Raw genomic sequence first — 18,592 nt, forward strand, 5'->3', positions numbered from 1 at the left:
TGGGGGCGGGGTCCGCGGCGACGGCGCCGGCCACGGGTCAGTCGTCCTGCTCGGCGCCGAACCGCCGCAGCGGACAGTTCGCCTCCACCCTGGCCGCCAGCTCCGCGCGCAGCACGGCCAGTTCGGCCATCCGGGCGTCGACCAGCCGCAGCTTCTCCGCGAACAGCGCGGAGAGCCGCTGCGCGCTGTCGGGCGCGTCCCGCAGCTCCTCACCGATGCGGGCGATCTCGGCGAGGGAGAAGCCGAGGGCCTGGGCCGTGCGCACGTACTGGAGCCAGGGCACGGTCTCGGGCGGGAAGTCACGGTAGCCGTTGGGGCGCCGCTCTCCGGTGACGAGGCCGCGCTTCTCGTAGAAGCGGATGGTGTCGCGGGCCAGGCCGGTGGCGGCGGCGAGTTCGCCGATGAGCATGCGTCTCCTCAGGGGACTTGACCTTGGAGTGCGGTCCACTGTTTAGCGTCGCCGGCATGGTCCTTTCTTCCTCCTACGCACGGATCGTGCGCGCCGGCGCCTGGTACGACATCGTCGTCACGGCCGGCTTCGCGACCCCCTGGACGTACCGGCTGGTGCACGACGCCCTGGCGCTGGGCGACCCCGTCGACCGGCTGACGGTCCTGTACGCGAACCTGATGGGCTCCGTGGTGCTGGTCTGGTCCCTCCTGCGCGTCCTGCGGCCGCTCCCGCTGTACGGCCTGCTCGACGGGGTCGCGCGCGCACTGTTCGCGAGCTGGCAGGCGTACGCGCTGGCGCACGGGGCGGCCTCGGTGGTGTGGCTGTTCCTGACCGTCGAGGTGGCGTGGGGCGTCGCCCAACTCGGCCCGTGGGCCCGCCGGAACACCTGGAGAATGGTGCCCGGCCTCCTTCCGGAAAGGCCCTGAGGCGCCGCTCCGTGCCGCCTTCCCGCCCCTGCCCCGCACCCCCGGGACCGGGGCGGCCACCCCCTCCCCCGGAGCCCCGCCAGCCCCCGCGCAGAGCCTCGTCACACCACCTCTGACCTGGGCTTTTGCCCTCAACTCCCGTAGCGTTTCCCTGACACGGAAGGGGATCCGCAGTGGACCGCACCACCCGCACCTCCGAGGACGTACTCCGGCTTCTGGACGGCCTGTTCGCCGCCGACGCCGACAAGTGGCAGGGCTTCTACGGCGACCGCTCCCGCCCGGTGCCGTTCTTCGTCGACAAGCCGGACGAGAACCTCGTCGATCACCTCGACAGCGGCCTGCTCCCCGGCGGCCGCAGCGGCGCCCGCGCCCTCGACCTCGGCTGCGGCCACGGCCGCAACGCGCGCCTGCTCGCCGCCCGCGGCTACGAGGTCGACGCGGTGGACCTGTCCGCCGACGCGCTGGAGTGGGCGAGAGAACGCACCGGGGACACCCGCGTCCGCTACCTGCACGGCGACGCCTTCACCCTCGACGCGATCGGCGACCGCGGCCCGTACGACCTGATCTACGACTCCGGCTGCTTCCACCACCTCCCGCCCCACCGCCGCCCCACCTACCTCGCCTTCCTCACCCGCCACCTCGCCCCCGGCGCCCACTTCGCCCTCACCTGCTTCGCCGCCGGCCCAGGCGGCATGGGCTCCGAACTCCCCGACCCCGCCTTCTACCGCGACCGCTCCCTCCACGGCGGCCTCGCCTACACCGCCGAGGCCCTGAGGACCCTCTTCACCGAGACGGCCGGCTTCGGGGAACTCACCCTCCGCCGCATGCACGACGAACCGTCCGACTCCCCGAGCTTCGGCGAACCCTTCCTCTGGACGGGCCTGTTCGTCAGCCCGCCCGCCGCGGACACAGACAGAACGGGTGTCCTGCCGGGTCGATGAGCACCAGGAAACGGTCGGGGTCCGGCTGCGGCTCCGGGCGCGTGGCGCCCAGGGCCAGCAGTCGGGCCTCGGTCTCCGCGAGGTCGTCGACGTCGAAGTCGAGGTGGGCCTGTTGCGGCGCGTCCTGGCCTGGCCAGCGCGGCGGGCGGTAGTCGTCGACGCGCTGGAAGCCGAGGAGGAGGTCGCCCTCGCGCTGGAGGCCGGCGAAGTCGGCGTGGTTGGCGGGGTGCGGGGGCAGGCCGGTGGCCCGGTGGTAGAAGTCGGCGAGCGCGAGCGGGTCGGCGCAGTCGAGGGTGATCGCGGAGAGCTCCATGGGCCCCAGCCTAGGAATGCCGCCTGCGCCCCGCCGAGAATTCCGTCGCCGCGCACCCGTCCCCGGACCTAGCCTGCCCCCATGAGCCACGCGAAGACCTCGTACGTGTGTCTGCCGTGCCGGGCCTCGTACAAGCAGCCCTACGACGCCTGGCGGGAGCGGCGCTGTCCGCGGTGCGCGCGGGTGATGATCCACGCGGGGTCGGCGTTCGCGCCGCCCCGACGAGGCGACAAGAACGCCTGGCGGTCGCTGTCCGTCGTCCTGAACGCGGGGATCGCGTTCCACAAGAGCTGCTGCGGCGGGCCCGGCTGGCGGCCCCGCACCCTTCGTGAGGTCAAGGAGCGCACCGCGTACGCCCGCCGCACCGGCGAGCCGGTCGCGCGCGCCCTCCTCCGCTACGACCTGCCCTGACGGGCCGCGCCGCGCCCTCGGCGTCTGGGGGCTCAGCCGCGTGAGGCCGGCGGGCTCCCCTCGCCGTCGCCGTCGCCCTCGCTGTTCATGCCGGCCGGCCTCAGCCCTGCCCCAGAGGCAGCGGCAAGCGTCTCCCGGTTGAGCGCCCGTACGCGCGCCCGCAGCACCTCGCCCGGCGGCGCGGGCGCCAGCGCCTCGGGCGGGCAGTCCCACTCCCGCCCGCCGCCTGGCGGCCGCAGCTGGAGACAGGGCCCTTCCCGCCCCATGACCTGGCCGATCCGCCCGTCGCGGGTGTCGATGACGTAGCCCCCCTCCTTCACCGGCCGTCCTCCCGCGTGCACGCGAGCGCGACGACGAGCCGCTGCGCGGTGTCGAGGTTGCAGCGCCCGAGCTCGACGAGGGGGTGGGTGAAGCCGCCGCCGGACGCGGCGAGGGTGACGGGGTCCACTCCGAGGGAGGGGAGCGTGATGCCGTGGGCGGCGAGCCCCGCCTTGAGCTGGGCGACGACGTCCTGGACGGGCTGAACGGGCGAGGGGGTCATGATAACGGCCTTTCCACTCTGTGTATCGATTTCCCTTACGGAGAGTGTCGGCCGGAGGCATGCTGGGGAACAGTGACTTCGCCCCAACAACCCCAGATGCCCAAGCGGGAGTTGATATGGCTGACGCCGGAAAGAACAAGGAACCGTCGATGTCTCCCAGGGCGATAATCGGCGCGGAGCTCCGCCACGCGAGAGAGAGCAGGGCCATGAGCCAGGAGGCCCTCGGCGAGCAGGTCTTCGTGAGCGGGTCGTACGTGGGCCAGATGGAGGCGGGCACGCGCCGCATCCGCCCGGAGATGGCGGTCCAACTGGACGAGGTGCTGGGCACGAACGGCTTCTTCGAGCGCAACTGCAAGGCGGCGAACAAGTCGAAGTACCCGGACCACTTCGCGGAGGCGGCGGAGGCGGAAGCCGAGGCGACGGCGATCAAGGAGTTCGAACCTCTGCTGATCCCGGGGTTGATCCAAACACCTGCGTACGCCAGGGCACTTTTCCGTGCCTACCGGCCGACGGCCTCCGAGGCGGACAGTGACGAGTTCGTGGAGGCGCGAATCGCACGTGGTCGCCTGCTGGACAAGCCAACAAGCCCGCTGTTGTGGGTGGTGCTCGGCGAAGCGGCGCTGCGGCAGAAGGTGGGAGGAGCGCAAGTGATGGCAGAGGCACTCCGCCACGTGGCGACGCTCGCGCGCAACAATCGCCTGATCGCGCAGGTGCTCCCGTTCTCGGCAGGTGCACACGCGTCACTGGGCGGCCCGCTCAAGTTGATGACCTTCGAGGACGCCCCACCGCTGGCGTACCTGCAAGGTCTCGGCTCGGGCCGCCTGGAAGACGACCCGGCCACCGTCGCGCGCCACACGCTCACCTGCGATCTCATCACGGCTGCGGCGTTGCCTCCGCGCGAGTCTCTGGCCTTGATGGAGTCCGCGATGGAGGATTACGCCCATGAAGATCACGGCTCTTGAGTACGACCTGACGACGGCAACGTGGTTCAAGTCGAGCCACAGCGCGGGTGACGGCAGCGACTGCGTCGAGGTCGCCACCTGGCGCAAGTCCTCGTACAGCGCCGGCGACGGCAGCAACTGCCTCGAAGTCTCCGACGACCATCCCGGCATCGTCCCCGTCCGCGACTCCAAGAACCCCGACGGCCCGAAGCTCGTGTTCCGGGCCGCCGCCTGGAGCGAGTTCATCACGGAGGTGAGGACGGCTCGTTGAGCGACGACGAGCCCGTCTTCATACGGAGCAAGTGGGGGACCAACCGGTACGTGTACAACCCCAACAACCCGGTTGGTCTCGCACTCATCGCCCTCACGCTCGTCGTCGCGCTCGGCGCCCTGATCATCCACGAGTTCGAGTCGACGTGGAGCGAGGGCGAGCTGCGTGACGCCGTACACAAGGCGAACCGCACCCTCGACGGCGGCATTCACGACCCGTACCGGCACTTCTCCATCAGCGGTCAGATCCAGGACGCGATCGAGAAGAGCGGCACGGGCCCTGGCCGGGGGGTCGACGTCCGCGAGGAGGGGGACGGCCGGTACGAGATCGGCACCGCCGACACCGAGGCGAAGTTCTGCATGCGGGTCACGGCGACGCTGATCGAGAAGGATCCCGTCAGCGAGGTCTACGCGCAGCGGCTGCTCCACACCTCCGTCAGCGAGGGGCCCTGCTGACGGCCCGGGCTACCGGCCCGAAGCTCAAGTACCGAGATTCGGGCCCTGTTACTTCGGAAGGGGATCGGGTCTGGATGAACCCGCCCACCCACCCTGCGAGTTGACGCTTCGCGACCGACTTGCCACGCAGCGTCATATGCCTCTACGGTGGCGTCCGATAGTCGTGCATAACGCAAACGACCCCCAGCAGGTGCGCCAACACCTGGAGGGGGTCTCACCACCGAATCGAGTTAGGCCCTCGACCATGGTTGATGCCGAGCTTAGTGCTCCCCGCCATCCCCTCGCCAACCCCGGCTACGGCAAGCGCTCCACCGGGTACGAACACCCTCGCGCCGCCGCCGACTTCGCGCACCTGCCGCCGCGCGAGGCGGCCATCGCCGCGTACATCGACCGGCTGCCCGACGGCAGCGACATCTCGGTGAAGACGCTGGCCAAGCACCTGCCGTACGGGCAGTGCGCGCTGCGCACCGCGCTCAACCGCATCCAGCGGGCCGGGCATCTGCGGCGCGGACGCGAGTGCCTGGACGGGCGCTGGATCACCCGAACGTGGTTCACCCGTACGGCTCGTGACCACGTCTGGTGGGCGGCGTACCGGCGCGGGGACGTACCGCGCGAGCCGAAACGTACGACGCGGTCGCGGGCGTACATCCTGCTCGCCGCGCTCGGGCGCACGAACTCCGCCATGTCCCTCTCGCACGCCGACTGCCAGTCCCTCGCGCCGCTCGTCGAGGAGTGGTTCGCCCGCGACGCCGAGGCGGACGACGTCGTACACGCGCTGCTCAGCGGCCTGCCGACGCCCGTCCACCACCCGGCCGCGCTCGCCCGGCGCCGGCTGACCGACAAGCTCCCGCCGGAGCCGATCCGCCGCGACCAGATCCCCCGCCGCATGCTCGAATGCGCCGAGTGCGGCGCCCCCGACTACACCGACTCCCTCGTCGACGGCCACTGCGCCCCCTGCCGCGGCACGCCCGCCGCGCCCCAGAGCGCCTACCTGCCCGAGGCCGACGTCCGCGCCAGGGTCGCCGCCATCCGCCAGGAGATGAAGGAGACCCGCACATGACGGTTCAGCTCGTCCGACCTCACTGCGGGGCACGATGGAGGGAAGGAGGCGACGCCATGACCCCCAGCCCTGCCGATGCGCCCACTGACGCACCCGCTGACAACCGCCCGGACATGTCCGTCGAGGACTTCGAGGAGCTCGCCGGGGTCGCGCCCGACGGCGTCAAGCTCGAACTCATCAAGGGGAAGCTGAAGGTCAAGCCGTTGCCGGACCAACTCCACAAGGCCATCGTCATGTGGCTGTTGCGCGTCTGCATGCAACAGCGGCCCGAGCTCATGTTCTACCCGGAGCAGGAGCTGAAGGTGGACACCTACCGCAACGGCAGGGCCATCGCGGACGGCGCGCTCGCGCCGCTCGACCACTTCGTCGCGAGCCCGGACATGTGGGGCGACCCCGAAGGCGTGCTCATGGTCGTCGAGGTCACGCCTCCCGGCGCCGAGGCCCGGAACCGCGACCTTGTCGACAAGCGCGACGGCTACGCCGCCTCCGGCATCCCCGTCTACCTCCTCGTCGACCGCGAGACGACCACGCTCCACGTCTTCACCGAGCCCGAACGCGGCGCCTACCGCGCCGAGGAGTCCTACCCCTTCGGCACCGCCGTCCCCCTCCCCGCCCCCGTCGACATCACCCTCGACACCGACAAGCTCAAGGACTACGTCTCCTGAGCCATCGCCCTCAAGTACTCCGCCAGCCTGTCGTACTGCTCCCGCACACCCGCCTCCATCCCCGCCGCCAGCGCCTGGTCCCGGACCTCCGACGACGGCCAGAAGGAGGTGCTGGTCAGGGCGGTGCCGCCGGTGGGGGTGGCGTCGAAGGTGAGGGTGACGCGGACCGGCGCGGCGTCCGGCATCTGCTCGAAGAGCTCGGTGTAGACGAGGCGCTCGGTCGGGACGACCTCCTCGTACCTGCCGGAGAAGACGATCTCCTGGCCGTCGGGGGTGCGCTGGCCCCAGCGCCAGGCGCCGCCCGGGCGCAGGTCGATGTCGCAGACCGACATGGTCATCGCGGCGACGCCGTACCACTGGCGTACGTGCTCGGGACGCGTCCACGCCTCCCAGACGCGCCCGACGGGGGCGTCGAAGGTGCGGGTGATGACCAGCTCGCGGTCCGCAGGAGTGGTCAGCAGCGTGATCATGACGTTCTTTCGCCTCCCGCCTCGGCCACCACACCCCTCCCACCAGGATCGCCCCGACGGCCGCCCACCGCGCGCCCGGCAATCCAGTGAACACGTTCAACGATCAAGCGCTATCGTGCCTACGACGCGGCGCCACCTCAGCACCGACCACGCGCGCCGCCCCTTTATGACCTGTGGGGGGTCCCTTTCATGCGCTCTACGCGCACGCTGCCGCGCGCCCTCGTGCGCGCGGCAACCGTATTCGCGCTGTCGGCGGGCGTCGCCCTGCCCGCCGTCGTCGCGGCGCCGACCGCGTACGCGGTCACCGTCAGCAGCACCACCACGCTCGACGACGGCCGGCTGGCCCTGCGCGGCCTGCCCGTCAACGCGCTCTGGGTGAAGGTGAGCGTGCTCGCCTCCACCGCCCCGGACGCCGCCGTGCTCGCGTCGACCGACGCGCTCTCCGCCTCCGGCTACGACACCTGGACCACCGACGAGACGGTCAGGCTCCCCGAGGGCACCGCCCTCGGCGACTACCCGGTCGCCGTCGACTACCGGCTGCCGAACGGCGTCGTCGAGCACTGGACCGGCGGCTCGTACGGCTACAAGCTGCACACCGGTGTCACCAAGGTCGCCTTCGACCGCACGACCACCAGCTACGACCAGCGCGACGTCGTCCTCTCCGGCACGGCCACCACCTGGAACCCGGCGACCGGTGAGCGCACCCCGGCCGCCGCCGGCACCACGGTGAAGGTCACGTTCGACCTGAAGGACGCCTTCGCCCAGGCGAGGACCGCCACCGCCACGGCCACCACCGCCGCCGACGGCACCTTCTCGCTCCCGTACACCCCGGACGCCGAGATCTCCGGCGGCAGGGCCGAGGTCCAGCCCGCCACGCCCGACGTCGACCCGGACGACGCCCGCAAGCTGCCCGCCGTCGGCGTGGAGCGGCTGACCTACCGGATCACCTCGGACCTCGCGAAGTACCGCGTCAACGCGGGCACCGACGTCCAGGTCACCGGCCGCGCCGAGCGCCTGACGGCCGACGGCTGGCAGAGCTTCGGCGGCGCCCCGGTGGTCTCCACCGGCACCGAGCCGCACAGCTGGGACACCAGCCTGGTCGACGCGATCGGCTCCGGCACGACGGCGGCCGACGGCTCCTTCTCGTACCCGGTCCGGCCCCGCTACTCGACCACCGGCGTCTACACCAGCCTGCGTCCCTCCGTGTACTTCGGCGAGGGCGCCGGCCGGACGTACGACAAGGCCGCCATCGCGGTCCCGCAGCAGTTCGCGTTCACCAACGCCCGCACGACGCTCGACGAGTTCGGCAAGGTCACCGCCACCGGCAGCCTCGGCAACGGCACCGTCAGCTGCGGCGCGCGCGGCGACTGGCTCACGCTCCAGGCCTCGCTCGACAACGGGCGCACCTGGACCGTCCTCAAGGGCGCCTTCGCCTCCGACTGGTGCTCGTACACCATCTCGACCTGGGGCTACACCAACGCCCTCTACCGCGTCTGGCACGCCGAGTCGGACCGCTTCGTCGCCAAGCCGAGCACCAACGTCCGCCTGGCCCGCACGCCCACCCGGATCATCAACTTCGTCATCAGCCCGAGCCGGCCGCGCACCAACGGCAAGATGACCGTCAAGGGCACGGTGCAGCAGAGGGTCAACGGCGTGTGGAAGGCGCTGCCCGGCGCGCGCGTGACGCTGGTCTACAAGCCCAAGGGCGACCGGCAGTGGTACTGGGTGAAGAAGGACGTCCCGACGAACACGTACGGCAACTTCAGCTTCAGCACCACCAACTACGGCGACGGCACCTGGGGCCTGTACCTGCAGTCCAAGGCCGGCTTCTTCTACAGCGAGTCGAAGGACATCTACGTTGATGCGCTCTGACCTCCGCCGGCGCTCCGAGCTCCGCCGGATCTCCGCCGTCTCGCTCGTCACGGCGCTCGCGCTCGGCGCCGCCGCGACTCCGGCCCTCGCCGAGGACCCGGCCCCGGCGCCCACCGTCGGCATCGGCCGCGCCGTCACCAACGACGCCCAGCGCGGCAGCTTCCGCGTGACGGCCTGGACGGACGCGCCGCAGGCCACCGTCACCGAGGTGTCCGCCAAGGTCCGGCAGGGCGACACCGTCCTCGCCGACATCCCGAAGCTGGTCCCGAACCCGCAGAGCCCGGGCAGCTTCGTCGTCCCCGACGAGGCCACGCTCAAGCTCACCGAGGACGGCGGCACCATCCCGGACCTCGGCACGTACACGATCGACGTGACCGCCACCGACTCGCTCGGCCACGCCGTCACCCGGCCGAACGCGGGCACGCTCGACTTCACGCTGCGCCCGGTGCTCTGGCCGTTCACGATCAAGTCCGCCACCTGGGAGGACCCCAACTGGCGGCCGCAGGGCAAGGTGTACGGCATCCAGCCCGGCTCCGGCGACGAGGTGCCGCTGTCCGGCCGCACCGTCTCGTACCAGCAGGGCGGCCCGGACGGCGAGCCGGCCGGCAGCGCCGTCTCCGACGCCGAGGGCAACTTCGCGGGCGAGCCGATCCCGGCGACCGGCAGCTACGCGTGGCTCTACGCCACCTACAGCGAGAACAGCGCCACCGTCCACGGCAGCACCAACCAGTGGACCTCCGGTCAGGCGTCGGCCAAGCCGATGACGCTCACCGCCGCCGCCGACCGGGCGCGCGCGGCGAGCGGCCAGACCGTCACGATCAGCGGCCGGCTCACCGACCCGGCGGCGAACGGCGCCCCGATCCCGAACGAGCCGATCAAGGCGCGCCTCGGCGGCGGTCTGCCCAGGACCGTGAACACCGACGCCGACGGCCGCTTCTCCGTGCGGCTCGTCGCCGCGCCCACCCGGAACGGCGAGGGCTGGTCGATCGAGCCGGCCACCCCGTTCCAGGGCTTCGGCTACCCGCACGGCCCGCTCGCGCTGCCGCAGGACTCGCGCACCACCGTCCTCGGCTACCGGCTCGGCGCCGACGCCAGGCTCTCGGTGTACGGCGAGCTCCGCTCCCCGTACGAGTGGTGGAACGGCACCTCGTCCCAGCAGACCACCGATCTGGAGTGGTCCCCGGACGGGCGGACCGGCTGGCGCAGGATCGGCTCGACGAACTACTACTCCAGCCCGCGCGTGGCGTTCGGCGTCGCCGTGTGGACCCGGGGCGGCTGGTTCCGGCTGCACCACCTGGAGTCGGACTACTACGCGGACTCCGTCAGCAAGCCGTTCTACGTCACCCGCACCGCCACCCGGATCATCGGCGTCAACGCCAACCCCGAACCGGTGCGCAAGGGCGCGGCCATGACCGTGACCGGCACGCTCCAGCAGGCGGTCGGCGGCGTGTGGAAGGGATACGGGAACGCTCCCGTGACCCTGTGGTTCCAGGCGCGCGGCTCCACGGCGTGGAAGCAGCTGGCGACCGGCCGCACCGCGGCGAACGGCGCCGTGACCTTCCGGACGACGGCGACGGTGGACGGTTCGTACACCATCCGGCACAGCGGTGACGGCACGCACTTCAACGCGCCGGCCGCGTACAACGACTACGTCGACGTGCGCTGACCGACGGCCCGGCAAAGCCCGAGGGCGGCACCCCCAGTGGGGGTGCCGCCCTCGGTCGCGTTCAGCGATGAAGCGATGAAGCCGTGAACGTCCGATCCGTCAGGATCAGAAGTCCATGTCACCGCCCGGCATGCCGCCGCCGGCCGGCGCGGCGGCCTTCTCCGGCTTGTCGGCGATGACGGCCTCGGTGGTGAGGAACAGGGCCGCGATGGAGGACGCGTTCTGCAGCGCGGAACGGGTCACCTTGGCGGGGTCGATGATGCCCTCGGCGATCATGTCGACGTACTCACCGGTCGCGGCGTTCAGGCCGTGGCCGACGGGCAGGTTGCGCACCTTCTCGACGATGACGCCGCCCTCGAGACCACCGTTGACGGCGATCTGCTTCAGCGGGGCCTCCAGGGCCAGCTTGACGATGTTGGCACCGGTGGCCTCGTCGCCGTCCAGCTCCAGCTTCTCGAAGACCGCGGAGGCCTGCAGCAGGGCCACGCCACCACCGGCGACGATGCCCTCCTCGACGGCGGCCTTCGCGTTGCGGACGGCGTCCTCGATGCGGTGCTTGCGCTCCTTGAGCTCGACCTCGGTCGCGGCACCGGCCTTGATGACGGCGACGCCACCGGCGAGCTTCGCCAGGCGCTCCTGGAGCTTCTCGCGGTCGTAGTCCGAGTCGGAGTTCTCGATCTCGGCGCGGATCTGGTTCACGCGGCCCGCGACCTGCTCGCTGTCACCGGCACCGTCGACGATGGTCGTCTCGTCCTTGGTGATGACGACCTTGCGGGCGCGGCCCAGGAGGTCGAGACCGGCGTTCTCCAGCTTGAGGCCGACCTCCTCGGAGATGACCGTGCCGCCGGTGAGGATGGCGATGTCGTTCAGCATGGCCTTGCGACGGTCGCCGAAGCCCGGAGCCTTGACCGCGACGGACTTGAAGGTGCCGCGGATCTTGTTGACGACCAGGGTCGACAGGGCCTCGCCCTCGACGTCCTCGGCGATGATCAGCAGCGGCTTGCCCGACTGCATGACCTTCTCCAGGAGCGGGAGCAGGTCCTTCACGGAGGAGATCTTGGAGTTGACGATGAGGATGTACGGGTCCTCGAGCGCGGCCTCCATGCGCTCCATGTCGGTCGCGAAGTACGCCGAGATGTAGCCCTTGTCGAAGCGCATACCCTCGGTGAGCTCCAGCTCCAGACCGAAGGTCTGGGACTCCTCGACGGTGATGACGCCTTCCTTGCCGACCTTGTCCATGGCCTCGGCGATGAGCTCGCCGATCTGGGTGTCGGCGGCGGAGATGGAGGCGGTGGAGGCGATCTGCTCCTTCGTCTCGACCTCCTTCGCCTGGTCGAGCAGCGCACCGGAGACGGCCTCGACGGCCTTCTCGATGCCGCGCTTGAGGGCCATCGGGTTGGCACCCGCGGCGACGTTGCGCAGGCCCTCACGGACCAGGGCCTGGGCGAGAACGGTGGCGGTGGTCGTACCGTCGCCGGCGACGTCGTCCGTCTTCTTGGCGACTTCCTTGACCAGCTCGGCGCCGATCTTCTCGTACGGGTCCTCGAGCTCGATCTCCTTGGCGATGGAGACACCATCGTTGGTGATCGTGGGGGCGCCCCACTTCTTCTCGAGGACGACGTTGCGGCCCTTGGGGCCGAGGGTGACCTTGACGGCGTCAGCGAGCTGGTTCATGCCGCGCTCGAGACCGCGCCGGGCCTCCTCGTCGAACGCGATGATCTTGGCCATGTGAAGTGGTCCTCCCGGACATGGGGTGGATAACGCTCCAGGACCGCGCCGACGCCCGCGACGGACGGCCGGCGCGTCCTCGTGGTTCCTTGCCCCACGCGGTCGGCGGCCTCGTCTGCCCGATCCTCGTAAGCACTCTCAGCGTGAGAGTGCTAACGCCAATGATTAGCACTCGCCCCATGCGAGTGCAAGCGACTACGGAGGATCGACCACCTCTCGGGCGCACGACCGGCGCTCCCGATCCCGTACGCGCACCCGTACACGTAACCCGTACGCGCCCGCGCACGCGCGAGGGGCCCGCATCCCGGTCAGGATGCGGGCCCCTCGACGGAAGTGCGTCGGTGGCCGATCGCGCCGCGCTCAGGCGGTGGCGAGCTTGACCATGTCCGCCTGCGGACCCTTCTGGCCCTGCGAGATCTCGAACTCGACCCGCTGCCCTTCTTCAAGGGTGCGGTAGCCGTCCATCTGGATCGCGCTGTAGTGGACGAAAACATCCGCACCACCGTCGACCGCGATGAAGCCGTAGCCCTTCTCCGCGTTGAACCACTTGACGGTGCCCTGAGCCATGCCTAACTCCCCTATTACTGGCCCTTGCGCGGATCCGCACTTCGCGGACCCGGGTCAGACCCTGCGCCGGAACGCGTCGACCGCGGCTGAATGTATCTGCCCAACTGCCCTCTGCAACAGGTCAATCGGACGAGAATTCTGGGCACGCCGGAAAGGGGAATTGGGGAGATTACGCTGAATTCCGGGGCAAGTCGGGCCCGGCAAAGTGCGCAGAAGGTACACAAGGCACGGGCACTTTGGCTGCTTCTTGTCGTGCCGAGGCGCATTCTCATATGCGTCTGGCATGCGCAGCGGAGGGGACTTCCCCAACTCTACCGCGCTCAACCATGCAGAATTGCCCCTTCCGCTTCTTGCTGCGGAAGGGGCAATTCAGGGAACTTCGGTACCCGCGGGTAGGACCGCGGGTAAGGCTCAGCAGCCGCCGGCCCTGTGTTGAAGGTCAGCCGCCGGCGACGGCCGGAATGATGGAGACGCCGGCACCGTCCGGCGTGGCCGTCTCCAGACCCTGCTCGAATCGCACGTCGTCGTCGTTCACGTACACGTTGACGAAGCGACGCAGCTTGCCCTGGTCGTCGAGGACGCGGGCGGCGATGCCCGCGTGGTTCTTCTCCAGGTCGGCGATGACCTCGGCGAGGGTCGCGCCCTCGGCGGCGACCTCGGACTGGCCGCCGGTGTAGGTGCGGAGGATGGTGGGGATGCGGACGTTCACGGCCATGTCGGTGCGTGCCTTTCTCGGAGCGGTCAGTGGGCCAGGCCGGCGTCGCGGAACGCGTCGAGGCTCGGGCGGATGGTGGCGGTCGCCTGAGAGGTGTCGGCCACGGCGTCCAGGGTCTTGAGTCCGTCACCGGTGTTGAGGACGACGGTGGTCTTCGACGGGTCGATGACGCCGTTCTCGACGAGCTTCCGCGTCACGCCGACGGTCACGCCGCCCGCGGTCTCGGCGAAGACGCCCTCGGTGCGGGCGAGCAGCTTGATGGCGTCGACGATCTGCTCGTCGTTGACGTCCTCCACGGCGCCGCCGGTCCGGCGGGCGATGTCGAGCACGTACGGGCCGTCGGCCGGGTTGCCGATGGCGAGCGACTTGGCGATGGTGTTCGGCTTCTGGGGCCGCACGACGTCGTGGCCGGCCTTGAAGGCGGCGGAGACCGGGGAGCAGCCCTCGGCCTGGGCGCCGAAGATCTTGTACGGCTTGTCCTCGACCAGGCCCAGCTTGATGAGCTCCTGCAGACCCTTGTCGATCTTGGTGAGCTGGGAGCCGGAGGCGATCGGGATGACCAGCTGGTCCGGGATGACCCAGCCGAGCTGCTCGCAGATCTCGTACGCCAGCGTCTTGGAGCCCTCGCCGTAGTACGGGCGGAGGTTGACGTTGACGAAGCCCCAGCCCTCGCCGAGCGGGTCGCCGATGAGCTCCGAGCAGAAGCGGTTGACGTCGTCGTAGTTGCCCTCGATGGCGACGAGGTCGCCGCCGTAGACGCCGGCCATGACGACCTTGCCCTGCTCCAGGTCGTGCGGGATGAACACGCAGGAGCGGAAGCCGGCCCGGGCGGCGGCGGCGCCGACGGCGCCGGCCAGGTTGCCGGTGGAGGAGCAGGAGAGGGTGGTGAAGCCGAAGGCGCGGGCGGCCTCGATGGCCTGGGCGACGACCCGGTCCTTGAAGGAGTGGGTCGGGTTGCCGGAGTCGTCCTTGACGAACAGCTTGCCGGGCTCGACACCGAGCTCGCGGGCCAGGTTGTCGGCCTGGACGAGCGGGGTCCAGCCGGGGTTCAGGTTCGGCTTCTCGGCGACGTCGGCCGGGACGGGCAGGAGCGGGGCGTAGCGCCAGACGTTGGCCGGGCCGGCCTCGATGCGCTTGCGCAGCTCCTCGGGGTCGCCGGTCGGCAGGTCGTAGGCCACTTCGAGGGGGCCGAAGCACAGCTCGCAGGCGAAGATCGGGCCGAGCGGGAAGGTCTCACCGCATTCGCGACAGGAGAGCCCGGACGCGGGACCGAGGTCGACGGAGGTGGTCGCGGATGCGACGGTCTGAACAGCCATGGAGGCGAGGCCCTTTCTCCTCATCTTCCTCATGACGCATTTCGCCATGAGACGGATTTGGCACCTTCCCTAGCCGGGGGCCTCGCTGGAGGACGAGACAAACCGACTGGAGGGTTGCCGGGGCTTCAACGGGCCGTATCCCTCTGCCCCTCTGGATGAGCGGTATTCGATTGTGGAACGCGGTCGGCACCCCGACATGCATCGGGCATCCGCGTTGTTCAAGACTGTAACCGAAGCCTTCGGAGCCTGAGAGGGTCGTCCGATCCGCGAGATGGAGATCACCTTGCTGGAAGAAGTGGAGCGCTGGCTCGCCCGGCGGTCCTGGTCCGTGGCCGACCGTCCGCTGGAGCGGATCCTCGCCGCCAAGCGCGGTACGAAGGTCAGCGTGGTGCTGCCCGCGCTGAACGAGGAGGCCACGGTCGGCACGATCGTCTCGGTGATCCGCCGCGAGCTGATGACGGAGGCGGTGCCGCTGGTGGACGAGCTGGTGGTGGTCGACTCGGGCTCCACCGACCGTACGGCCCAGGTCGCCGCGGCGGCCGGCGCGCGGGTGGTGGCGCGCGACGCGATCCTGCCCCGGATACCGGCGCTGCCGGGCAAGGGCGAGGTCCTGTGGCGGTCACTGATGGTGACGAGCGGGGACGTGGTCTGCTTCGTGGACGCGGACCTGAGGGACTTCTCGGCGGACTTCGTCTCCGGCATCGTCGGGCCGCTCCTGACCGACCCGGACGTGGACTTCGTGAAGGCGATGTACGACCGCCCGCTCGGCGACGCCCCAGGTCAGGGCGGTCGGGTGACGGAGCTGGTGGCGCGCCCGCTGCTCAATCTGCACTGGCCGCAGCTCGCCGGGTTCGTCCAGCCGCTGGGCGGCGAGTACGCGGCACGCCGCTCGCTGCTCGAACGCCTGCCGTTCCCGGTCGGTTACGGAGTGGAGCTGGGTCTGCTCGTGGACGCGCTGCACACCGTGGGCCTCGACGCGCTCGCACAGGTGGACGTAGGGGTGCGCAAGCACCGCCACCAGGACGGCCAGGCGCTGGGCCGGATGGCGGCGGCGATCTACCGCACGGCGCAGCTGCGGCTGTCGCGCGGGCACCTCGTACGGCCGCGGCTCACCCAGTTCGAGCGGGCCGAGGAGGGGTTCACGCCTCACACCTACGAGGTGGACACGGAGGAGCGGCCGCCGATGGTCGAGGTGGCGGAGTACGCGGAGCGGCGCCGCGTGGCGTGACGGCGTGGCGCGCCGCACGCGCCGGCGGCATGACGGCCGCCGTCTCGATCCGTGAGCCGGCCGTCTCGAAATCGTCCTGTCTGGAATCCGTACGTTTGAGCGTTTACGGGACGGGCTAGGTTCGCCGTATGGCTTCTGTCCTCGTGGCATCGAACCGCGGCCCGGTCTCGTACACCGTCCGCCCCGACGGCTCACTGGACACCCGGCGGGGCGGTGGCGGCCTCGTGTCGGGCCTCAGCGCGGTGTCGTCGGGCGTGTGGGTGTGCGCGGCGCTCGGCGAGGGGGACCGCGAGGCGGTGCGGCGCGGGGTGGCCGAGCCGGGCGTGCGGATGCTGGACATCGACCCGGAGGTGTACTCCGACGCCTACAACGGCATCGCGAACTCGGTGCTGTGGTTCCTCCACCACCACCTCTACGAGATCCCGCGCGAGCCCGTCTTCGACGCCGCCTTCCGGCGCCGCTGGGAGTCCTACCGCGCCTACAACCGGGCCTTCGCCGAGGCGCTCGCGGAGGCGGCGGACGAGGGCGCGGCGGTCCTGGTGCAGGACTACCACCTGGCGCTCGTGCCGGGGCAGCTGCGGGAGCTCCGCCCCGACCTGCGGATCGGGCACTTCACGCACACCCCGTGGGCGCACCCGCACTATCTGCGGATGCTGCCGGAGGACATCCACGAGGAGCTGGTCGCGGGCATGCTCGGCGCCGACGAGGTCGGCTTCCACACCCGGGCCTGGGCGGACGCCTTCCTCGCCGATCCGCGCGTGGCGCGCTCGATCGGCGAGACCCGGGTCCGTACGCATCCGCTCGGCGTGGACGGCGACGACCTGCGCGCGCTCGCGCGCCGGCCCGAGGTCGACGAGCGGCTGGCCCGGCTCCGGGAGGAGGTGGGCGCGGACCGGAAGACGATCGTCCGTGTCGACCGCACCGAGCTGTCCAAGAACATCGTGCGCGGCCTGCTCGCCTACCGCGAGCTGCTCACCACCCGCCCCGAATGGCGCGGCCGCGTCGTCCACCTCGCCTCCGCCTACCCGTCCCGCCAGGACCTGGAGGTCTACCGCTCCTACACCGCCTCGGTCACCGAACTCGCCGAGGCGGTCAACGCCGAGTTCGGCACGGCCGACTGGCAGCCCGTCCTCCTCTCCGTCCAGGACGACTTCACCCGCTCCCTCGCCGCCTACCGCCTCGCCGACGTCGCCCTGGTCAACCCCGTCCGCGACGGCATGAACCTGGTCGCCAAGGAGATCCCGGTCGTCTCCGACGCGGGCTGCGCCCTGGTCCTCTCCCGCGAGGCCGGCGCGTACGAGGAGCTGCGCGCCGACGCCCTCACGATCAACCCGTACGACGTGACGGAGACGGCCGACGCCCTGCACGAGGCCCTCTCGATGCCGGCGCCGGACCGCGCGGACCGCACGAAGCGGCTCGCCGCGGCGGCGACGGCGCTGCCGCCGCGGCAGTGGTTCCTGAACCAGCTGGACGCGCTGCGGGGGCGGTAGGGCGGTCGGGCGATCGACGGGGCCCGAACGGGCGTGCCGACCGCGTGGCTGACGGGATGCCCGGCGAGCCCGTGGTGCCCTGGCGCCGGGGGACCCCGTCGAAAGGACTTCCATGCGTACTGCTCCGCCGAGACGCGGGCTGGGAGCGGCAGCAGCCGTCGCCCTCACCTGCGCCACCGCGCTGACCTGCGTCGGCACGGCCCAGGCCGCGACGCCGAAGGACAAGGACCGGCACGAGGCGGTCGACGTCAGGCTCACCGCGCACGGCATCGAGGCGCCCGACGCCGCCGAGGGCGGACTCGTCCACTTCCACATCAGCACCGACGACCCACAGGGCCGCCAGCTCCAGGTCTTCCGTCCGCACAAGGGCGTGTCGGTGGACAAGGTGCTCGCCGACCTGACCAAGGCGATCGACGAGACCGACCCGGCGAACGCGGCGGCCGGCATCAACGCGTTCAACGCCGACGCGGAGGCGCTGGGCGGCGGTTTCGCGTCGCCGAAGGTTCCGGTCGACGTCACCGAGCCGATCTCGGACGGCACCGTCTACCTGCTCGACTTCGGCGCCTTCCTCGCCGACCCCGCGCACCCCGTCCTCAAGTCCCTCGAGCTGTGCGACGGAGACAAGGACAAGGGTCTGGCGCCCTTCCCCAAGGGCATCGTGATCACCGAGGAGCAGGCCGCGGGCCCGCGCTTCAAGACCGAGGACCTGAACCGGGCCGGCGCTCCGATCCTGGTGCACAACGGGTCCGACGAGATCCACGAGATGGAGATCCAGCCGGTCAAGCCGGGCACCACGGACGCCGACGTCCAGGCCTACTTCGACGCGATCGCCCACGGCCAGCAGCCGCCGCCGTCCCCGTTCACCGGCGCGCCCAGCGGCCTGGGGGCCATCTCGCCCGACCACACCGCCATCGTCCAGGCGAAGGACCTGCCGGCCGGCACCTACGTCCTGCTCTGCTTCGTCCCGGACGACGAGGCCGGCATCCCGCACGCCTTCGAGGGCATGCACAAGGTGGTCAAGCTGAGCTGACCCGCCCGACCGACGCACTCCCGACCGCCCGCCCCG

22 protein-coding genes and 1 riboswitch are annotated in these 18,592 nt (G+C 70.9%); of the genes, 13 read left to right on the forward strand and 9 right to left on the reverse strand.

Going from position 1 to position 18,592, the window contains the following annotated elements; translation table 11 throughout:
- Positions 1-37 precede the first annotated feature (37 nt).
- The gene (locus ACWEV0_RS14135) at positions 38-409 is read right to left on the reverse strand and encodes a MerR family transcriptional regulator (protein ID WP_453149469.1); all 372 of its coding nucleotides are present in this window, start codon (positions 407-409) and stop codon (positions 38-40) included.
- A gap of 56 nt (positions 410-465) precedes the next feature.
- Here ACWEV0_RS14135 and ACWEV0_RS14140 point away from each other — a divergent pair, with 56 nt between their 5' ends.
- Both ACWEV0_RS14140 and ACWEV0_RS14145 read left to right on the forward strand, forming a co-directional pair.
- Positions 466-876: a hypothetical protein gene (locus ACWEV0_RS14140; RefSeq protein ID WP_453149471.1), complete on the forward strand. Its 411-nt coding sequence runs from the start codon at positions 466-468 to the stop codon at positions 874-876.
- A 173-nt stretch (positions 877-1,049) separates the two neighbouring features.
- Positions 1,050-1,817 (forward strand): class I SAM-dependent methyltransferase, encoded by a 768-nt coding sequence (locus tag ACWEV0_RS14145; protein WP_453149473.1) that lies wholly within the window; start codon positions 1,050-1,052, stop codon positions 1,815-1,817.
- Here the strand turns inward: ACWEV0_RS14145 and ACWEV0_RS14150 are convergent.
- On the reverse strand, positions 1,765-2,130 hold the full coding sequence (locus ACWEV0_RS14150) for a VOC family protein (protein WP_453149475.1): 366 nt from the start codon (positions 2,128-2,130) through the stop codon (positions 1,765-1,767). The genes ACWEV0_RS14145 and ACWEV0_RS14150 overlap by 53 nt on opposite strands.
- An 81-nt stretch (positions 2,131-2,211) precedes the next feature.
- Between ACWEV0_RS14150 and ACWEV0_RS14155 the strand changes: the two genes are divergently transcribed.
- Positions 2,212-2,541: a deoxyxylulose-5-phosphate synthase gene (locus ACWEV0_RS14155; RefSeq protein WP_453149477.1), complete on the forward strand. Its 330-nt coding sequence runs from the start codon at positions 2,212-2,214 to the stop codon at positions 2,539-2,541.
- A 32-nt stretch (positions 2,542-2,573) separates the two neighbouring features.
- Here the strand turns inward: ACWEV0_RS14155 and ACWEV0_RS14160 are convergent, their stop codons facing one another.
- Both ACWEV0_RS14160 and ACWEV0_RS14165 read right to left on the reverse strand, forming a co-directional pair.
- Positions 2,574-2,861, reverse strand: a complete 288-nt coding sequence (locus ACWEV0_RS14160; RefSeq protein ID WP_453149561.1) for a hypothetical protein — start codon at positions 2,859-2,861, stop codon at positions 2,574-2,576.
- The gene (locus tag ACWEV0_RS14165) at positions 2,858-3,082 is read right to left on the reverse strand and encodes a hypothetical protein (protein WP_453149479.1); all 225 of its coding nucleotides are present in this window, start codon (positions 3,080-3,082) and stop codon (positions 2,858-2,860) included. The genes ACWEV0_RS14160 and ACWEV0_RS14165 overlap by 4 nt, the downstream gene beginning before the upstream one ends.
- A 116-nt stretch (positions 3,083-3,198) precedes the next feature.
- Between ACWEV0_RS14165 and ACWEV0_RS14170 the strand changes: the two genes are divergently transcribed.
- The 5 genes from ACWEV0_RS14170 (at position 3,199) to ACWEV0_RS14190 (ending at position 6,474) form a co-directional block, all read left to right on the forward strand.
- A complete protein-coding gene (locus ACWEV0_RS14170; protein WP_453149481.1) occupies positions 3,199-4,044 on the forward strand; it encodes a helix-turn-helix domain-containing protein in 846 nt (281 codons plus the stop codon).
- Positions 4,025-4,294 (forward strand): DUF397 domain-containing protein, encoded by a 270-nt coding sequence (locus ACWEV0_RS14175; protein WP_453149483.1) that lies wholly within the window; start codon positions 4,025-4,027, stop codon positions 4,292-4,294. The genes ACWEV0_RS14170 and ACWEV0_RS14175 overlap by 20 nt, the downstream gene beginning before the upstream one ends.
- The gene (locus ACWEV0_RS14180; RefSeq protein ID WP_453149485.1) at positions 4,291-4,749 is read left to right on the forward strand and encodes a hypothetical protein; all 459 of its coding nucleotides are present in this window, start codon (positions 4,291-4,293) and stop codon (positions 4,747-4,749) included. The genes ACWEV0_RS14175 and ACWEV0_RS14180 overlap by 4 nt, the downstream gene beginning before the upstream one ends.
- Before the next feature lie 244 nt (positions 4,750-4,993).
- Positions 4,994-5,809 (forward strand): hypothetical protein, encoded by an 816-nt coding sequence (locus tag ACWEV0_RS14185; RefSeq protein ID WP_453149487.1) that lies wholly within the window; start codon positions 4,994-4,996, stop codon positions 5,807-5,809.
- 56 nt (positions 5,810-5,865) lie between these two features.
- Positions 5,866-6,474, forward strand: a complete 609-nt coding sequence (locus ACWEV0_RS14190; RefSeq protein ID WP_453149489.1) for a Uma2 family endonuclease — start codon at positions 5,866-5,868, stop codon at positions 6,472-6,474.
- On the opposite strand, the gene ACWEV0_RS14195 is transcribed toward ACWEV0_RS14190, so the two are convergent.
- Positions 6,462-6,944, reverse strand: coding sequence for an SRPBCC family protein (locus ACWEV0_RS14195; protein WP_453149490.1), 483 nt, complete (start codon positions 6,942-6,944; stop codon positions 6,462-6,464). The two genes, ACWEV0_RS14190 and ACWEV0_RS14195, sit on opposite strands and share 13 nt — an antisense overlap.
- A gap of 189 nt (positions 6,945-7,133) precedes the next feature.
- Here ACWEV0_RS14195 and ACWEV0_RS14200 point away from each other — a divergent pair, with 189 nt between their 5' ends.
- Together ACWEV0_RS14200 and ACWEV0_RS14205 are read left to right on the forward strand one after the other, a co-directional pair.
- The gene (locus ACWEV0_RS14200; RefSeq protein ID WP_453149492.1) at positions 7,134-8,816 is read left to right on the forward strand and encodes a hypothetical protein; all 1,683 of its coding nucleotides are present in this window, start codon (positions 7,134-7,136) and stop codon (positions 8,814-8,816) included.
- Positions 8,806-10,482, forward strand: coding sequence for a carboxypeptidase-like regulatory domain-containing protein (locus tag ACWEV0_RS14205; RefSeq protein ID WP_453149494.1), 1,677 nt, complete (start codon positions 8,806-8,808; stop codon positions 10,480-10,482). Before ACWEV0_RS14200 ends, ACWEV0_RS14205 begins: the two co-directional genes overlap by 11 nt.
- Positions 10,483-10,587: 105 nt before the next feature.
- Here ACWEV0_RS14205 and groL read toward each other — a convergent pair whose 3' ends face one another.
- From groL to thrC, 4 genes are all read right to left on the reverse strand, one after another.
- Entirely contained in the window at positions 10,588-12,210 is a 1,623-nt protein-coding gene (gene groL / locus ACWEV0_RS14210) for a chaperonin GroEL (RefSeq protein WP_403799759.1), read from the reverse strand.
- A gap of 360 nt (positions 12,211-12,570) precedes the next feature.
- Positions 12,571-12,777, reverse strand: a complete 207-nt coding sequence (locus ACWEV0_RS14215; protein ID WP_046911137.1) for a cold-shock protein — start codon at positions 12,775-12,777, stop codon at positions 12,571-12,573.
- 439 nt (positions 12,778-13,216) lie between these two features.
- Positions 13,217-13,492, reverse strand: a complete 276-nt coding sequence (locus tag ACWEV0_RS14220; protein WP_453149497.1) for a MoaD/ThiS family protein — start codon at positions 13,490-13,492, stop codon at positions 13,217-13,219.
- A 26-nt stretch (positions 13,493-13,518) separates the two neighbouring features.
- Positions 13,519-14,832: a threonine synthase gene (gene thrC, locus ACWEV0_RS14225; RefSeq protein ID WP_453149499.1), complete on the reverse strand. Its 1,314-nt coding sequence runs from the start codon at positions 14,830-14,832 to the stop codon at positions 13,519-13,521.
- Positions 14,826-14,970, reverse strand: a riboswitch (SAM riboswitch). (Overlaps the previous gene by 7 nt.)
- 121 nt (positions 14,971-15,091) lie before the next feature.
- Here thrC and ACWEV0_RS14230 point away from each other — a divergent pair.
- The 3 genes from ACWEV0_RS14230 (at position 15,092) to ACWEV0_RS14240 (ending at position 18,556) form a co-directional block, all read left to right on the forward strand.
- Positions 15,092-16,036: a glucosyl-3-phosphoglycerate synthase gene (locus ACWEV0_RS14230; RefSeq protein WP_453149557.1), complete on the forward strand. Its 945-nt coding sequence runs from the start codon at positions 15,092-15,094 to the stop codon at positions 16,034-16,036.
- A 128-nt stretch (positions 16,037-16,164) separates the two neighbouring features.
- Positions 16,165-17,526 (forward strand): alpha,alpha-trehalose-phosphate synthase (UDP-forming), encoded by a 1,362-nt coding sequence (locus ACWEV0_RS14235; protein ID WP_453149501.1) that lies wholly within the window; start codon positions 16,165-16,167, stop codon positions 17,524-17,526.
- A 112-nt stretch (positions 17,527-17,638) separates the two neighbouring features.
- Positions 17,639-18,556 carry a hypothetical protein gene (locus tag ACWEV0_RS14240; RefSeq protein ID WP_453149503.1) on the forward strand — a complete coding sequence of 306 codons (918 nt, stop codon included), beginning with the start codon at positions 17,639-17,641 and terminating at the stop codon, positions 18,554-18,556.
- Positions 18,557-18,592: the final 36 nt, after the last annotated feature.

This window comes from Streptomyces sp. NPDC003943, from assembly GCF_053605265.1.